The organism is Paenarthrobacter sp. NPDC090522, assembly GCF_044769225.1.
Classification (GTDB): Bacteria; Actinomycetota; Actinomycetes; order Actinomycetales; family Micrococcaceae; genus Arthrobacter.
Genome location: NZ_JBIVXL010000008.1, coordinates 1 through 15,419 on the forward strand (window position 1 = coordinate 1; position 15,419 = coordinate 15,419).

13 protein-coding genes and 1 rRNA gene are annotated in these 15,419 nt (G+C 63.8%); 9 read left to right on the top strand and 5 right to left on the bottom strand.

What is annotated here, in order from left to right; translation table 11 throughout:
• Nucleotides 1–92: ribosomal RNA gene (rrf, locus tag ACIQT2_RS11695) — 5S ribosomal RNA — on the top strand; the annotation flags it as partial.
• Nucleotides 93–355: 263 nt separating this feature from the next.
• Here the strand turns inward: rrf and ACIQT2_RS11700 are convergent.
• From ACIQT2_RS11700 to ACIQT2_RS11710, 3 genes are read right to left on the bottom strand one after another with little or no spacing between them, the layout of a single operon-like run.
• Complete coding sequence (locus tag ACIQT2_RS11700) at nucleotides 356–1,189, bottom strand: alpha/beta fold hydrolase (RefSeq protein ID WP_400335078.1); 834 nt, start codon at nucleotides 1,187–1,189, stop codon at nucleotides 356–358.
• A gap of 49 nt (nucleotides 1,190–1,238) precedes the next feature.
• Entirely contained in the window at nucleotides 1,239–2,093 is an 855-nt protein-coding gene (locus tag ACIQT2_RS11705; RefSeq protein WP_400335080.1) for an alpha/beta fold hydrolase, read from the bottom strand.
• Nucleotides 2,094–2,102: 9 nt separating this feature from the next.
• The gene (locus tag ACIQT2_RS11710) at nucleotides 2,103–2,993 is read right to left on the bottom strand and encodes an alpha/beta fold hydrolase (protein ID WP_402946495.1); all 891 of its coding nucleotides are present in this window, start codon (nucleotides 2,991–2,993) and stop codon (nucleotides 2,103–2,105) included.
• Between the two features lie 56 nt (nucleotides 2,994–3,049).
• Between ACIQT2_RS11710 and lysS the strand changes: the two genes are divergently transcribed.
• The 6 genes from lysS to ACIQT2_RS11740 all read left to right on the top strand — a co-directional run bounded on the left by lysS (nucleotide 3,050) and on the right by ACIQT2_RS11740 (nucleotide 11,586).
• A complete protein-coding gene (lysS, locus tag ACIQT2_RS11715) occupies nucleotides 3,050–4,579 on the top strand; it encodes a lysine--tRNA ligase (protein ID WP_400335084.1) in 1,530 nt (509 codons plus the stop codon).
• 2 nt (nucleotides 4,580–4,581) lie between these two features.
• Complete coding sequence (locus ACIQT2_RS11720; protein ID WP_397325475.1) at nucleotides 4,582–4,755, top strand: hypothetical protein; 174 nt, start codon at nucleotides 4,582–4,584, stop codon at nucleotides 4,753–4,755.
• 127 nt (nucleotides 4,756–4,882) lie between these two features.
• Nucleotides 4,883–5,212, top strand: coding sequence for an Lsr2 family protein (locus tag ACIQT2_RS11725; protein ID WP_387439078.1), 330 nt, complete (start codon nucleotides 4,883–4,885; stop codon nucleotides 5,210–5,212).
• Between the two features lie 360 nt (nucleotides 5,213–5,572).
• Complete coding sequence (locus ACIQT2_RS11730) at nucleotides 5,573–8,065, top strand: ATP-dependent Clp protease ATP-binding subunit (RefSeq protein ID WP_397325474.1); 2,493 nt, start codon at nucleotides 5,573–5,575, stop codon at nucleotides 8,063–8,065.
• Nucleotides 8,066–8,147: 82 nt separating this feature from the next.
• Nucleotides 8,148–9,368 carry a glycosyltransferase gene (locus tag ACIQT2_RS11735; protein WP_402946498.1) on the top strand — a complete coding sequence of 407 codons (1,221 nt, stop codon included), beginning with the start codon at nucleotides 8,148–8,150 and terminating at the stop codon, nucleotides 9,366–9,368.
• 121 nt (nucleotides 9,369–9,489) lie between these two features.
• On the top strand, nucleotides 9,490–11,586 hold the full coding sequence (locus ACIQT2_RS11740; RefSeq protein ID WP_402946499.1) for an alpha/beta fold hydrolase: 2,097 nt from the start codon (nucleotides 9,490–9,492) through the stop codon (nucleotides 11,584–11,586).
• On the opposite strand, the gene ACIQT2_RS11745 is transcribed toward ACIQT2_RS11740, so the two are convergent.
• Nucleotides 11,583–12,821: a Fic family protein gene (locus ACIQT2_RS11745; RefSeq protein ID WP_402946501.1), complete on the bottom strand. Its 1,239-nt coding sequence runs from the start codon at nucleotides 12,819–12,821 to the stop codon at nucleotides 11,583–11,585. The two genes, ACIQT2_RS11740 and ACIQT2_RS11745, sit on opposite strands and share 4 nt — an antisense overlap.
• 111 nt (nucleotides 12,822–12,932) lie before the next feature.
• Nucleotides 12,933–13,592 carry a TetR/AcrR family transcriptional regulator gene (locus ACIQT2_RS11750; RefSeq protein WP_402946503.1) on the bottom strand — a complete coding sequence of 220 codons (660 nt, stop codon included), beginning with the start codon at nucleotides 13,590–13,592 and terminating at the stop codon, nucleotides 12,933–12,935.
• A gap of 95 nt (nucleotides 13,593–13,687) precedes the next feature.
• Here ACIQT2_RS11750 and ACIQT2_RS11755 point away from each other — a divergent pair, with 95 nt between their 5' ends.
• A complete protein-coding gene (locus tag ACIQT2_RS11755) occupies nucleotides 13,688–14,698 on the top strand; it encodes an NAD(P)-dependent alcohol dehydrogenase (protein WP_402946505.1) in 1,011 nt (336 codons plus the stop codon).
• Between the two features lie 78 nt (nucleotides 14,699–14,776).
• The gene (locus tag ACIQT2_RS11760) at nucleotides 14,777–15,286 is read left to right on the top strand and encodes an amino-acid N-acetyltransferase (RefSeq protein WP_400335094.1); all 510 of its coding nucleotides are present in this window, start codon (nucleotides 14,777–14,779) and stop codon (nucleotides 15,284–15,286) included.
• Nucleotides 15,287–15,419 lie beyond the last annotated feature (133 nt).

Sequence of the window (15,419 nt, forward strand, 5' to 3'; positions counted from 1 at the left end):
CGCCCGGTCCCATTCCGAACCCGGAAGCTAAGACCCACAGCGCCGATGGTACTGCACCCGGGAGGGTGTGGGAGAGTAGGACACCGCCGGACAACACTTAACAGGAGCCCCGACCACGACGGTCGGGGCTCCACACCTTTAACACCCCAACTACCTCACGCCAAAAAACACGCACCACAGGCCCCACAACAAGCAATGCGGACCCTCAACGGCGCGGGAGTCTGCCGAGCGGCCCGCGAGCGGCCAAACCGTGGATGGCCCCCACAACAAGAAGCCCGGCACGGAGTCCGCGAGCGGCCAAACCGCGGATGGCCCCCACAACGGGACCCTGGAATCGTGGAGCCGCCTGGGTAACCTACCCGGAGAAGAACTCTGACAGCTCCGCGATCAGCTTGTCCGGAGCCTTGTTGGGCCCGTCGTGGCCGAAGCCCGGCAGGATGGTGTAACTCGAGCCGGAGAGAACGTCGTGGATCTGTCCGCAAGCCACGCCGAAGTATGCAGGGCTCTTTTCGCCCACCACAATCAGAGTCTCAAGAGGCAGCGCCAGGAACGGCTCGGCCGGCATGTCAGCGGCGATCACGGCCTTGATCTCCCGGACGCCGCACGTCATGAGCTCACGCATCTGCTTGCCCAGGGGTGTGCCGGCCGTGAGTTTCGTGGCGAGGGTAAGCATGGAGAGCGGCATGCGCGCGAAAGCGCCGCCTGTCTCGACCCCCTTGATCAGGACGGCGAGTCCGCGATCGTAGTCTCCCGCCGCCGTCGCGCGTTCGTATTCGTCCGTCCAGTCCGCCTTGACGCTCTGGTTGACGGAAACGGCGGGGTCGTACACGGCAAGGCGCTCGACGGGCAGCGTGCGTGCCGCGTGCAGTGCGACCGCGCCGCCAAAGCTGTGTCCGAACACATCGGTGCTGGAGGTGTGCTTCATGACAGCATCGAGGTCGCGGATATCGGCCTCCAGTGAGTAGTCTTCTGCCTGCGGTGAGGAGTCACCGCGTCCGCGACGGTTGAAGGTGTGAACGGGGCGGCCCAGCGCTTCACTGAGTTTCTGCGCGAAACGGGTGTAGTCGGATGCTGTCACCATGGAGGCAGGCACGACGACGACGCCGGAACCGGCGTCCTTTCGGTCACCTCCCGTAGTGAGTACCTCGAGGTGTCCGCCGTCAGCTGTGGTGATGATCTCGCGCGTCATGACTTGAGCCTAGCCGAGCCACCTGAACGACGGCCGGATACGTCGGGGATCAGCGCTTGAAGTAGTCCGAAATGTCATGGACCAGCTCTTTGACAGCTGCCGGAACGGAGCCATGGAACCCCCGCGGAGAGACTTCGAGGGTGCTGCCGGCTACCGCACGGTTCAGCCGTGCAGCAGTGACCTTGTAGAACTGCGGGCTTCTCTTGCCCACCATGAAGTGCGTGGTGGATGGCAGCACGGAAAAGTCCCTGGGCGTGGCATCGGCCTCGAAGGCGGCTTTCAGCTCGCCCACGCCGGAAGGCAGCAGTTCACGGAAGAGCTTGTTGACCTTGGTCCGCGAAACAACCGCCATGAGCCCTGCCAGGATCGGCTCGGGAACGCGTGCCAGCGCTGTTCCGGGCTGCATGCCACGCTTCATCCTAGCCATCGCCCGGCTCACGTCACCTGCGTCCACGGCGTCGGCAAATCCCGCCAGCCAATCGGTGCTCATGCTGCCGTCGATGTTGACGGCAGCGTCATAGACAGCAAGCTTGGCAGGCTCGTGGTGTGTTCCGGCGAAGGCCATTGCAGCGTTGAGGGCTACGGATCCACCCAGGCTGTGGCCAAGGATGTTCCGTCCGTCCGTGGCATCCATGATGGTGCGCACGTCCGCTATCTCGGTAGCCATGGAGTAGTTGTGCGGCTGGTCGGTGGACTTGCCGCGTCCGCGCCGATCGTAGACATCCACGGCCCAGCCGTCTCCGAGGCCCTTCGCCAGCGCAATCGAGAACGGACGGTAGATCAAGGCGGTCAGGAAGGCTCCGCCGATGACCATGACCCGGCGTTCCCCGGGAGCGTCTTCGTCGCCGTACGTATACAAGGCGAGTTTGCCGCCGTCGTGCGTCTTGATGTCGCGTTCCCTCACCGGATCATCCTAGGTGCCGACGGCCGCGTTAACGTGGTCACCGGACAGGAAGCGGGCGATTCGCGTCGCGAGGCGCTTTCCGGGACGCAGGGGCCCCTCGTGGAATTGCAACGGCACAATGGCGAAGTCGATGGCCGGTACAGCGCCGGCGAGGATGCGGCCGGTTTCGGCAAAGTAGGACGGACTCCAGCCGCCGCTGAGCATAAGGGTGGGCGTTTGCAGGGCAATGAAATCGTGCAGCGTGGCATCGGCGGCAAGGACTGCCCGCATCTCGGTGACAGCCGTGGGCAACAGGGAACGCATCTCCAAACCCAGCCGGGTCTGGGCGGAGATGATGCTCAGCACGCGCAAGGCGCCCATGGGCAGGTAGGAGATGGGTCCCGCTGTTCCCAGCCCTTGGACCAGGTGGGCCCAGGCGTGATCGAGTTGGCCTGCCGTGACCGCTTCTTCCAGCTCCGGGCGCCAGCGGCCGTGGAGGCTCCCGGACAGGGAAACCGCGGCGTCGTAGGTCACCAGCCGGTTGATCCTGGTGCTTCGCGCGGCGTTGAGGGCGACGAAGCCGCCATAGCTGTGGGCCACGACGTCGGCCGAGCCGGTTTTTCGCAGCACTGCGGCGAGGTCCGCTACTTCCGTTTCAACCGAATAGCCCGGGGGCTGGGGGGCCGACTGTCCGCGGCCACGGCGGTTGTAGCAGTGGACGGGCCGCCCCAGCATGTGGCTGAGGTTCCGGGCGAAGGGCCAGTACAGCGAATCGGTCACCAGAGTGCCATGCACCATGACGACGCCGGCTGGTTCGGCAGGTGCCTTCGGGCCTGGAAGGGAGGCCGCGGAGAGCGGACGGAAGGTATGCACCTCCAGCTGCCCGCCGGCGTCGTCCGTTTCAACAGTCCACGTCTCCACAGCCCGAGTCTATGACCGGAAGTAGCGGTCCGTAATCGGCGGTAAACTTAAGGATTGTGACTTCCGCAAACACCTCCGCCCCGAACACCTCCGCCGAGCCTGTCGACGCCAGCGAGCAGATGCGCATCCGCATGGACAAGCGTGCCAAGCTGATCGAGCGCGGTGCGGAGGCCTATCCGGTGGGCGTTGAGCGGACGCATTCGCTGGGCGAAATCCGCGAGAAGTACGCACACCTTGAAGCTGACCAGACCACTGGCGACGTGGTGGGCGTTACGGGTCGCGTCGTGTTTGTGCGCAACACCGGCAAGCTCTGCTTCGCCACCCTGCAGGAAGGCGGCGTGGACGGCAAGGGCGTCCGGCTGCAGGCAATGCTGAGCCTGGCCAACGTCGGCGACGAAGCGCTTGCCGAATGGAAGGCACTGGTGGACCTCGGCGACCACGTGTTCATCAAGGGCGAGGTTATTTCCTCCCGCCGCGGTGAGCTGTCCGTCATGGCCGATTCGTGGTCCATGGCCTCCAAGGCCCTGCGCCCGCTCCCCGTTCTCCACGCTGAGCTCAACGAGGAAACCCGCGTCCGCCAGCGGTACGTGGACCTCATGGTCCGCGATGAAGCCCGCGAAATGGTGTACAAGCGCGCTGCCATCACCCGTTCGGTCCGCGATACCTTGGACCGCCACGGCTACGTGGAGGTGGAAACACCCATCCTGCAATTGGTCCACGGCGGCGCGACGGCCCGTCCGTTCGAGACCCACATGAACGCCTTTGACCAGAAGATGACCCTGCGCATTGCCACCGAACTCTTCCTCAAGCGGGCAGTGGTGGGCGGAATCGACCGCGTTTACGATATGGGCCGGGTGTTCCGCAATGAGGGCGTCGACTCCACCCACAGCCCCGAATTCACCACGCTTGAATGCTATGAGGCGTGGGCGGACCAGTTCGTTATGGCCGAGCGCATGAAGGAAATCATCCTGAATGTGGCTGACGTTGTGGGCACGCGCACCATCCAAACGGATGCGGGCGAGATTAACCTCGACGGCGAATGGGCGTGGATTGCGGTATATCCGGGACTTTCCGAAGCCGTGGGCGTTGAAATTACTCCGGACACCACGGTGGACGAATTGCTGGCCATTGCCGCCAAGCATGAGGTCAAAGTGGATCCCAAGTGGGACGCCGAGAAGCTGGTTGTGGAATTGTTCGGCGAGATTGTGGAACCCACGTTGCTTAACCCCACGTTCGTCTACGACTACCCGCCGTCCGCACAGCCGCTGGCCCGCCCGCACCGCGAGGACGGCCGGCTGATTGAGGCCTGGGACCTGATCATTGGCGGTATGGAGCGTGGGACGGCGTTCTCCGAGCTGATTGACCCCGTGATCCAGAGGGAACGGCTGACGGAGCAGTCCCGCCGTTCCGCAGCCGGCGATGACGAGGCCATGCAGTTGGACGAGGACTTCCTCCGTGCCTTGGAATACGGCGCGCCGCCCATGGGTGGTATTGGATTGGGCATTGACCGTCTTGTCATGCTCTTTACCGGTGCCGGTATCCGCGAAACCATTCTCTTCCCACTACTCAAGCCAGAAGGTCACTGATCATGGAGTACATCGCCGTCCTGGCGCCGTCAGTAGTTGTTGGTTTGATCTTCTGGTTTGCCATGAAGGCCATATTCAATGCGGACAAATCCGAGCGCCAGGCGGAAGCCCGTGCGCAGGCTGAGGCGAATCTGCGCAATTCAGGTCCCGAAGCGGACGGGCCCGCCGCTAAATAGCCCGGAAATTGGCGGTCCAAAGCAGTAATCCACATATGCCTTTGACGTGTGTGCGTGCCGTGAACGATAATCAGGAATAGCAACATGGGGATTTCTGAATATCAACCCTCCAAAAGAGAGGCTACTCATGGCACAAAAAGTAAAAATCATCCTGGTTGACGACTTGGATGAAGGGGCAGCCGATGAAACTGTCCGTTTTGGCCTTGACGGTGTGAGCTACGAGATGGACTTGTCCACCGCAAACGCAGCTTCCCTGCGTCAGGCGCTTGAGCCTTACGTCGCCAAAGCCCGGAAGACTTCCTCTTCCGGCCGTGCCACCCGGGGCCGCGCTACGGCTGCGCGGAGCCAGGATTCGGCTCAGATCCGCCAGTGGGCACGGGATAACGGTTACACGGTCAACAGCCGTGGACGTATTCAAGCTGAAATTCAGGAAGCGTACCAGAAGGCGAATTCCTGATTCACCGCCTCTAAGCCCCGGCCTCAGTGCCGGGGCTTTGGTGTTTAAAGACCTAATAGGCATACGGCGTGCCACCTTTTGCCGGGCAGCAATATTCCGGAGGCCTCCGGTGGCGCTTCACCCCGGGATCATTTGGGTACGTTGAATGCAGGGCGCAGGAACACCAAGCACCCGGATTGGTCCGATGGCCCGTGTGCAGGGCGGCGCGTGCTGCTCCGGGGCAGGGCGGGTTGGGGAACCGGGCAGGCACGATGATATTTATTCCGCAAGTACGTCATGTTTCCCCTGTGGCGAACACGCTCCAAAAGTCCCGCCCCGGCACGTAGCATCAAAGTACGTCGTAGCTAGGAGTGTGGCGAAATGTTTGAGAGATTTACGGACCGTGCCCGTCGCGTGGTCGTCCTTGCCCAAGAAGAGGCACGGATGCTCAATCACAACTACATCGGTACAGAACACATCCTCTTGGGTCTGATCCATGAGGGTGAAGGCGTTGCCGCCAAGGCTCTTGAGTCTCTGAGCATCTCGCTCGACGGCGTCCGCGAACAGGTTCAGGAGATCATCGGCCAGGGCCAGCAGGCTCCTTCCGGTCACATCCCCTTCACCCCGCGCGCCAAGAAGGTACTTGAGCTTTCCCTTCGCGAGGCTCTTCAGCTCGGCCATAACTACATCGGCACCGAGCACATCCTCCTCGGCCTCATTCGTGAGGGCGAGGGCGTTGCTGCCCAGGTCCTGGTGAAGCTTGGCGCCGACCTCAACCGGGTCCGCCAACAGGTCATCCAGTTGCTGTCCGGCTACCAGGGCAAGGAAACCGCAGGATCGGGTTCGGGCCAGGGCCAGCAGGAAGGAACCCCCGCCGGTTCCGTGGTGCTGGACCAGTTCGGCCGCAACCTCACCCAGGCTGCCCGCGAAAACAAGCTCGATCCTGTGATCGGGCGCGAGCAGGAGATGGAACGCGTCATGCAGGTCCTCTCCCGCCGTACCAAGAACAACCCCGTGCTCATCGGTGAGCCCGGTGTCGGTAAGACTGCCGTCGTCGAAGGCCTCGCCCAGGCGATCGTTCGCGGCGATGTCCCGGAGACCATCAAGGACAAGCAGCTGTACACGCTTGACCTTGGCTCGCTGGTCGCCGGCTCCCGTTACCGTGGTGACTTCGAAGAGCGCCTGAAGAAGGTCCTCAAGGAAATCCGCACCCGTGGGGACATCATCCTCTTCATTGATGAGATCCACACCCTGGTAGGTGCAGGTGCTGCCGAAGGTGCCATCGACGCCGCGTCGATCCTGAAGCCGATGCTGGCCCGTGGCGAGCTCCAGACCATTGGTGCCACCACGCTGGACGAGTACCGCAAGCACATCGAGAAGGACGCCGCCCTTGAGCGCCGTTTCCAGCCGATCCAGGTCAAGGAACCCTCGGTCGCCCACGCGATCGAGATCCTGAAGGGCCTGCGGGACCGTTACGAGGCACACCACCGCGTGACGATTACCGACGGCGCCCTCGCCTCAGCCGCGCAGCTGGCCGAACGCTACATCTCGGACCGCTTCCTGCCTGACAAGGCGATCGACCTCATCGATGAAGCCGGTGCCCGCCTGCGCATCCGCCGCATGACCGCTCCGCCGGAGCTCAAGGCCATGGACGAGCGCATCGCTGACGTGAAGCTGGAGAAGGAATCGGCGATTGACGCCCAGGACTTTGAAGGTGCCGCTTCGCTGCGCGACAAGGAGCAGAAGCTCATTGCCGAGCGCGCAGAGAAGGAACGCAACTGGAAGTCCGGGGGCATGGATGACATCTCCGAGGTTGACGAGGACCTGATTGCAGAAGTCCTCGCGAACTCCACGGGTATCCCGGTCTTCAAGCTCACCGAAGAAGAGTCCTCCCGCCTGCTCAAGATGGAAGAGGAACTCCACAAGCGCGTGGTCGGCCAGGACGAGGCCATCAAGGCCCTGTCGCAGGCTATCCGCCGTACGCGTGCCGGCCTGAAGGACCCCAAGCGTCCGGGTGGCTCGTTCATCTTCGCCGGCCCCACCGGCGTCGGAAAGACCGAGCTCGCCAAGGCCCTGGCAGAGTTCCTGTTCGGTGAAGAGGACGCCCTCATCACGCTGGACATGTCCGAGTACTCCGAGAAGCACACGGTTTCGCGTCTCTTCGGTGCCCCTCCGGGCTACGTCGGCTACGAGGAAGGCGGGCAGTTGACCGAGAAGGTTCGCCGCCGTCCGTTCTCCGTGGTCCTGTTCGACGAAGTCGAGAAGGCGCACGCCGATCTCTTCAACTCGCTGCTGCAGATCCTGGAAGACGGCCGACTGACCGACTCCCAGGGCCGCGTGGTGGACTTCAAGAACACCGTGATCATCATGACTACCAACCTGGGTACCCGCGACATCTCCAAGAGCGTCGCTACCGGCTTCCAGTCCGGCACGGACACCCAGACCGGCTACAACCGGATGCGTGCCCGGGTGACGGAAGAGCTCAAGCAGCACTTCCGCCCCGAGTTCCTCAACCGTGTTGACGACGTCGTGGTGTTCCCGCAGCTGACGCAGGACGAGATCATCGAGATCGTGGATCTCTTTGTGACCCGTCTGGAGCGCCGCCTGAAGGACAAGGACATGGGCATCGAGCTCACCAAGGCCGCCAAGGTCCTGCTCGCCACCCGTGGTTACGACCCCGCCATGGGTGCCCGGCCGCTGCGCCGCACCATCCAGCGCGAGATCGAGGACCAGCTGTCCGAGAAGATCCTGTTCGGCGACATCCACACCGGCGACATCGTTGTGGTTGACGTCGAGGGTGAAGGTGACGAAGCCAAGTTCACGTTCGAAGGCAACGCCAAGCCGCGGATCCCGGAGATTGCTCCCACCGCGTAAGGCAGAGGCCTCATAAGCAGAGTGCCCCGCACATTCTCCTAGGAGTGTGCGGGGCATTCGTGTTTCCGGAAGCGAGGATTGAATGCGGATTTTGATGGTGGCTCCTGGTACGCGCGGAGACGTGGCGCCCATGGCTGGGCTGGGATCGGCGCTGCAGGAACACGGTTTTGAGGTGGCCATAGCTGCGAACCCTGCCTATGGCCCGCTCGTTGTGTCGGCCGGCTGTGAATTCAGGGCGCTCCCGGGGGACCTCACCCGCATCATCCAACGAACCGACTCGGCGGAGAGGCCCTCATTCAGGGATGTCCGGCACTCGTGGCAGGCCCTCGGCGGCTACATGGAACAGGCGGCGAGGGGAACACTGGCCGCGGCCCAGGCAGGGGCGGACGTCATCTTGGCGAATTCGGTGGCGCCCTTTGCCTACGACATCGCCGAAGCACTGGAACTTCCTGCCATCGGCGCCCACCTGCAACCCGTGGAGCCGAGCGGAGCATATCCGCCTGTGCTGCTCGGTTCCGGCCGTGACCTCGGCGCCGTGGGCAACAAAGTGATCGGCAGGAGGGTTCTCGCCGGACCAGCCCCTTACGATGCTCCGGGTGCCAGGCTTCGCCGCGGGCTGGGCTTGCCCACGCTGTCCCGCCAAGCTGCCGACCGCCGTCGTCGGCGTAACAAGGCGACCACCCTCCATGGCATCAGTCCCACGGTGCTGCCCCGTCCGAAGGACTGGCACGCGGGGCTTGTCATGGCGGGGTACTGGTGGCCGCCGGGGGAACGAAACTGGCAGCCCGACCGGGCGTTGGCGGATTTCCTGGCGGCTGGTCCGGCCCCGGTCTTCATTGGTTTTGGCAGCGGCGCGGCAGTCGATGAGGAGCTCGCCGTGGCGGCGGCGCGGATTGCCGGAGTTCGTGCCGTCATCCAGGGCGGACGCGTTCACAGCGACGATGCAATCGGCATCGGCGAGGTCCCGCACGAGTGGCTCTTTCCCCGGATGGCTGCCGTGGTACATCACGCCGGTTCAGGAACGACGGCGGCCGGCCTCCGTGCGGGGGTGCCTGCCGTATGCGTTCCCGTCTTCACGGACCAGCCTTTGTGGGCATCCCGCGTGGAGGCGCTGGGAGCCGGGCCGGAACCGGTTCCTTACAAGCAACTCACCGCGGCGCGGTTGGGGCAGGCCATTAAGGCGGCGGTCAGCTCGCCGTCCTATGCTGCCCGGGCGAAAGCTGTGGCAGCAGCGATCGCCGGTGAGGACGGCGTGGCCCCCGTGCTCCACGCCCTCCGCAACATCCCAACTAGGTCGCATTAGTGCGCGTTTAGAGGCCTCAAAACGCGCACTAATGCGACCTAGTTGGGACGATGTGAAAGTAGTGTTTCACTCTTAGTGAACCACCCTGTGATCGACGGCACATTCCGTGTTGAATCGGACCATGGATTCGACTGGCTCGCATACCCCGCAACCCGAAACTCCCTTCCACGATCTTGACCACTACCTGGCCATCCCACGGGTCAGTGGACTCACCCTCAGCCCAAACGGCACACGACTGGTCACCACTGTCTCCACCTTGAACAGCAAGGGCACAGAGTTCATGACGGCCCTGTGGGAGCTGGACCCCACGGGCCGGGAACAGGCCCGCCGGATCACCCGGAGTGCCAAGGGCGAGTCCGGTGCCGTGTTCGCCGCCGATGGCAACCTCTACTTCACCTCGGCGCGGCCGGACCCGGAAAAGCCCGACGAGGATCCCGTCAGCGCGTTGTGGGTGCTTCCTGCCAATGGCGGAGAGGCCCGCATTGCGCACTCCCGCGCAGGTGGCGTTGGTTCCGTCCTGGCTGCCACGGATGCCCGGGCAACCTTCCTGGTGGCCGACGTCCTGGCCGGGTCCACCGGCGAGGAGAACGATGAAGAGCGACGCAAAGCCCGCAAGGACAACAAGGTCTCTGCCATCCTGCACAGTGGCTACCCGGTCAGGTTTTGGGATGCGGATCTTGGTCCCTCGGAGCCCCGCATCTTCGCGGTCGAAGCCGGGCCGGCCGACGAGCCTGGCAGGCCGGCCACTGTTGACGCGGAACCGCCGGTCTCGCTGCGGAACCTGACTCCCGGCGTCGGAGGTTCGCTGCGGGAAGCCAAAACCGTGGTGAGCCCCGACGGCAAGACCATCTATACGAGCCTCAGCAAGGCGCTAGCGAAGGCCGACAGCCGGGAGGTGCTCGCCGCCGTCGACGTTGCTACCGGCGCTGTCAAAGTTCTGCTGGACCACGAAGGCATGAGCTACTTCCCCGGCCCCGTGAGCCCGGACAACCGCACGCTGGTGGTGCAGAGCGAAAGCGACACCGCTCCCACCCAGGCGCCGCTGGTCAAGCTGCACCTGCTGGATGTTTCGGGCGGGGAAGCCGCCGGGCTCGTGCCGCTGGCTCATGACTGGGACCGCTGGGCCACGCCGGTTGCCTGGCTCCCGGACGGCAGCGGCCTTTTGGTCACAGCGGACGACGACGGCGCGTCGCCGGTTTTCCGGGTGGACGTCCCCGACGGTGGGGTCGCCAGGGTGACGAAAGACGCAGCGGCGTACACCGACGTCGTGGTTGCGCGGGACGGGCGCACAGCGTACGCCCTGCGGAGTTCGTATGAGTTCCCCTCGGAGGCTGTGCGCATCGATCTGTTGACGGGAGACGTGGAACGGCTCCCGGCGCCGGCCGAGCGTCCCGTGTACAGCGGTCGCTTGGAGCGGGTGGAAACGACGACTGCGGATGGTGTGCGTGTACCGGCGTACCTGGCTGTTCCTTCCGGAGCGTCCGTCGAGGCACCTGCCCCGCTCCTGCTCTGGATCCATGGCGGACCCCTCGGCTCGTGGAACGCCTGGACGTGGCGTTGGAACCCGTGGCTGTTGGTTGCCAAGGGCTATGCCGTCCTGCTGCCGGACCCTGCACTCTCCACGGGCTACGGCCAGGAGTTCATCCAGCGCGGTTGGGGTGAGTGGGGCAAGAAACCGTTCTCGGATCTGATGGCCGTGACCGACGCCGTGGTTGCGCGCGCGGACATTGACGAGACCCGGACCGCCGCGATGGGTGGTTCCTTCGGCGGGTACATGGCCAACTGGGTGGCCGGGCAGACCGGCCGTTTCAAGGCGATCGTCACGCACGCCAGCCTGTGGGCGCTGGACCAGTTCGGCCCGACGACGGACGCCGCGCAGTATTGGCTGAAGGAAATGACGGCGGAGATGGCCATGGAGAACTCGCCGCACCTCAACGTAGGCAACATCAAGACGCCCATGCTGGTGATCCACGGAGACAAGGACTACCGCGTGCCCATCGGCGAAGGATTGCGGCTCTGGTACGAGCTGTTGTCTTCCTCGGGGCTTCCTGCGGATGAGAGCGGACAGAGCCCGCACCGTTTCCTCTATTTCCCGGACGAGAACCATTGGGTACTCCAGCCGCAGCACGCGAAGATCTGGTACGGGGTGGTGGAGCACTTCCTGGCGAAGCAGGTTCTGGGGAAGGATGTGGAACTGCCGGAGGAGCTGGGGGTTTAGCCTGCAGACATTCGGCGGATGCCCGCGGCGTAGGCGTCCAGGACATCAAGGATGCCGCGGTGCTGCCACACGCGTTTGCGGTCTCGGCCTGTGGATTCACTCAGCACGCCGCGCTCGGTCAGAGCATCGAGCGCGCGCAGTGCTGCCATCTCGCCAAGCCCAAGCTGGGCCATGAGGTATCTCGTGTTCACCGCAGGCTGTCCGATCAAGGTGGGAAGAAGGCGCCACGCCGCGGCATCCGCGCGAAGCCCTGCCAACTTCCCCCGGGACTCCTCAAGCTGTTCGACGAGGTCGTCCACGAGCCGTGCCCCGGTGGTCGAGGCGATCCTGCTCGCCATGGCGAACTCCCGGACAATCGGTCCGGCGTCGCCCTCACGGAAGGAGCCCAAGGCTGCGAAGTAGCGATCCGTGTGGACGAGGAGCCCTGCGGAGATCGGCACCGCGGTGGAGCCGACGAGTCCCTTGTTGCGAAGGATGGACTGAGCCAGGGCGCGCCCGGTCCGGCCATTCCCGTCGGGGAACGGGTGGATGGTCTCGAACTGCGCATGGCTGACCGCTACCTGGACGAGGACGGAGACGTCGTGCCGGCCTACGAAGGTAACCAGATCGCCTATCGCGTCGCGAATGCGGTGGTGGTGCGGTGCGACGAACTCAGCCATCCGTGGTCCCGCTTGACCAGGCCCTATCCACACCTGCTCATTCCGAAATTGCCCGGCACCGGCAGGGTCGAACCCGCGCTGGTGAAGCATCAATGCTCTGTGCATGGCCAAGATGGAGTCTTCATTGATTTCGTCTGCGAGCCGAAGCGCTGCCTCCATGGCGCGGACATTGCCGACGACGGTCAGTGCGTTTGCGTTGTCGCCCTCATGGATCTCGGCGAGGGCGAGCTGCTTTGCTGACGTGGTCAGCTGTTCGATCTGCGAACTGGAAGCCGACTCTGTCCGCAGCAGGATTGCCGTCATCGGTCCGAGCGCTGGATTGTTGGTTCCCAATCTGCGCTGGGCGTGTTTGTCGAATGCGACCAGTTGGCGGGTGGCATCCTCGACGTCGGCGGAGTCTTCGCCTGAGACCTCGGGTGTCCACTCTGCGATGGGGGCTGTAATGCTGGCCTGGTAGGGCCCGGTTTGCCTGTTCACCTCGGCTCGTGAGTACATCTCAGGTGCGCGGGGCTGCCAGTCGAGGGTCTCGAATGAGATTGGTTCGATGGGAATGCGGGCATCGGGAGGTGTTGGCACGAATCCAGTTTACTAACACTTAGCACCATAAGTGTTACCTACTACTGCTGCTTACCAACATTTAGCCGCATAAGTGTTGGTAAGGCTCGGATTGTCCCGCAGTTGAGGTCGTTACCGGGAGCGCTCCAGGGCGTCGAGGATCAGCTCGAGTCCGTGGCTGAACTCGTTGCCGTAGTCGTATCCGGGCTGCATGACGAGTTCCGTGGCGACCTCCACCATGTGCGGGTACTCGCCGGTGGCAAAGCGTTCCATGATGGGCGAGGCGACGTCTGCCATGGGCTCTCCTCCCGCGATGGGGAGCGCGGCTTCCTGGAGGGCGAATCCATAGATGTAGCTGTCCAGCAGGGAGTAGGCGCGGGCCGTCTGCTGCACGGTAAACCCGGCGGCCCTTAGGGTGGCCAGGGTTGCCTCGTGGTGTTTCAGCGTCGCCGGGCCGGGTGCCTTCCGTGATTCCAGGAGCCCGATCGCCCAAGGGTGGTGCCGGAGCACCTCGCGGGCCGAATGGGCGCGCGTGCGCATCTGCTCCTTCCACTCGCCACCGGCCTCCGGAGTGTGGATTTCGTCGAAGACCAGGTCCACGAGTCCGTCCAGGATCTCGTCTTTGCTGGCTACGTAGTAGTACAGGGACATGGGTTTGGTGCCCATGCTCTGGGCGAGCGAACGGATGGACAACGCGGCGATGCCGTCGGCATCTGCCAATTCAAGCGCTTTCTGCAGCACTTTGCCGCGGCTGAGTCCAGGCCGCTTTGCGGCGCCTGCGGTTGCGGCCATGAGGTTCCTCCATGGTGGCTCTTCCGGTTTCGTACAGTGTACTGTAGAGTCGCTTTCGTACAGCGTACGAATTGTGTTTGGAGGAAGGTCCAGCCATGAAATCCCCACAGCGCGCACATCCCGGAGCCCAGCAGTCCGTCGGCATGCGGGCTGTGGTCCGGGAAGCGTATGGCGATCCTGACGTCCTGGGGGAGAAGCGCCTCCCGAGGCCGGAAGCCGGGGCCAAGGAAGTGCTGGTCAGGGTCTGTGCAGCCGGAGTGGACCGCGGCGCCTGGCACATGATGACTGGCCTGCCGTACTTGGGGCGGATTGCCTTCGGTATCGGCAAACCGCGGGATCCGGGCCTGGGCATGGATCTCGCCGGCATTGTGGAGGCGGTTGGGCCTGGCGTCACCACGTTCAGCGTGGGTGATACGGTGTTCGGGTCCGGGCGCGGGGCGTTCGCCGAATATGCCGTGGCCCCGGAGGCGAAGTTGGCTTCCAAGCCCGCGGGTATCACCTTCGAGCAGGCTGCGATTGTGCCGGTCTCAGCAGTCACGGCACTCCAGGGCTTGCGTGCCGGGCGGGTGAAGGCCCGCCAGAAAGTCCTCATTACCGGCGCATCCGGCGGCGTCGGAAGCTACGCGGTCCAGTTGGCCAAGGCCTTTGGCGCCGAGGTTGTGGGGACATGCAGCTCCGGCAAAATGGACTTTGTGCGCAGCCTGGGCGCGGACCGGGTAATTGATTACGCCAGTGAGGACTTCGTGGATTCGGGTCCCTTCCACCTCATCCTCGATATCGCAGGCAATCCCAGGATCCGCCGCATGCGCCGGGCCCTGACCGCCACGGGAACGGCCGTGATTACGGGCGGTGAAGGTGGCGGATCCTTCGCTGGCGGGCTGGAACGGCAGGTGGGCGCCATCATGCTCTCGCCCTTCATCAAGCAGCGGCTGACGATGTTCTTCGGGGTGGTCCGCGCCGGAGAGTTGCACGAGCTCGCGGAGCTGATCGAAGCCGGCAAGATCACCCCGCCCCTGGACCGTACGTTCAAGCTCAACCAAGCGGCCGATGCCCTGCGGTACATGGAGGGCGGCCACGCCCGCGGGAAGATCGCGCTCACCGCCTGATAGCGATGGCCCGCCTGATAGGGATGGCCGGCAGTCACGAAGGACGAAACCGCACCCGCGGCTGGCTAGGATGGGGGAGTGGATTCTGCCTTCAGCCTTCGCCCTGCCCGCACCAGCGACGTTGCGGCGATCAAGAGGCTGGTGGCGCGCCTGGCCGACGAGCGGATCCTGATTTCCAAGGAAACCGTCGCCTACTACGAGAGCCTGCAGGAATTCCAGATCGCCGAATCCTCCGAAGGGGAGGTCATTGGCTGCGGTGCCCTCCACGTCATGTGGGAGGACCTTGCCGAAATCCGCACACTTGCTGCCGCCGACTCCTGGCGCGGTAAAGGGGTAGGCCACAAGCTGGTGGAGAGCCTCATTGACAAAGCCCGCGAGGTGGGTGTCAGCAGGGTCTTCTGCCTGACCTTCGAAGTGGACTTCTTTGTCCGCCACGGCTTCGAAGTGATGGCGGACCAAAGCGCCGTGGATCCCGAGGTCTACTCGGAACTCCTGCGCTCGCATGACGAAGGCGTTGCCGAATTCCTGGATTTGGCCCGCGTCAAGCCCAACACCTTGGGCAACACCCGCATGATCAAGCACCTCTAGCCACATCTGCAACAGTCCAGCAAAAGTCCAGGAATTATGCGTGATTTAAACACCCTTCTTTTATCTAAAGTTGATGGATAAACTGGTTGAGGCTTGCTGGGGAGCTTCCGCCACATCGGTTATATCGAGAGAA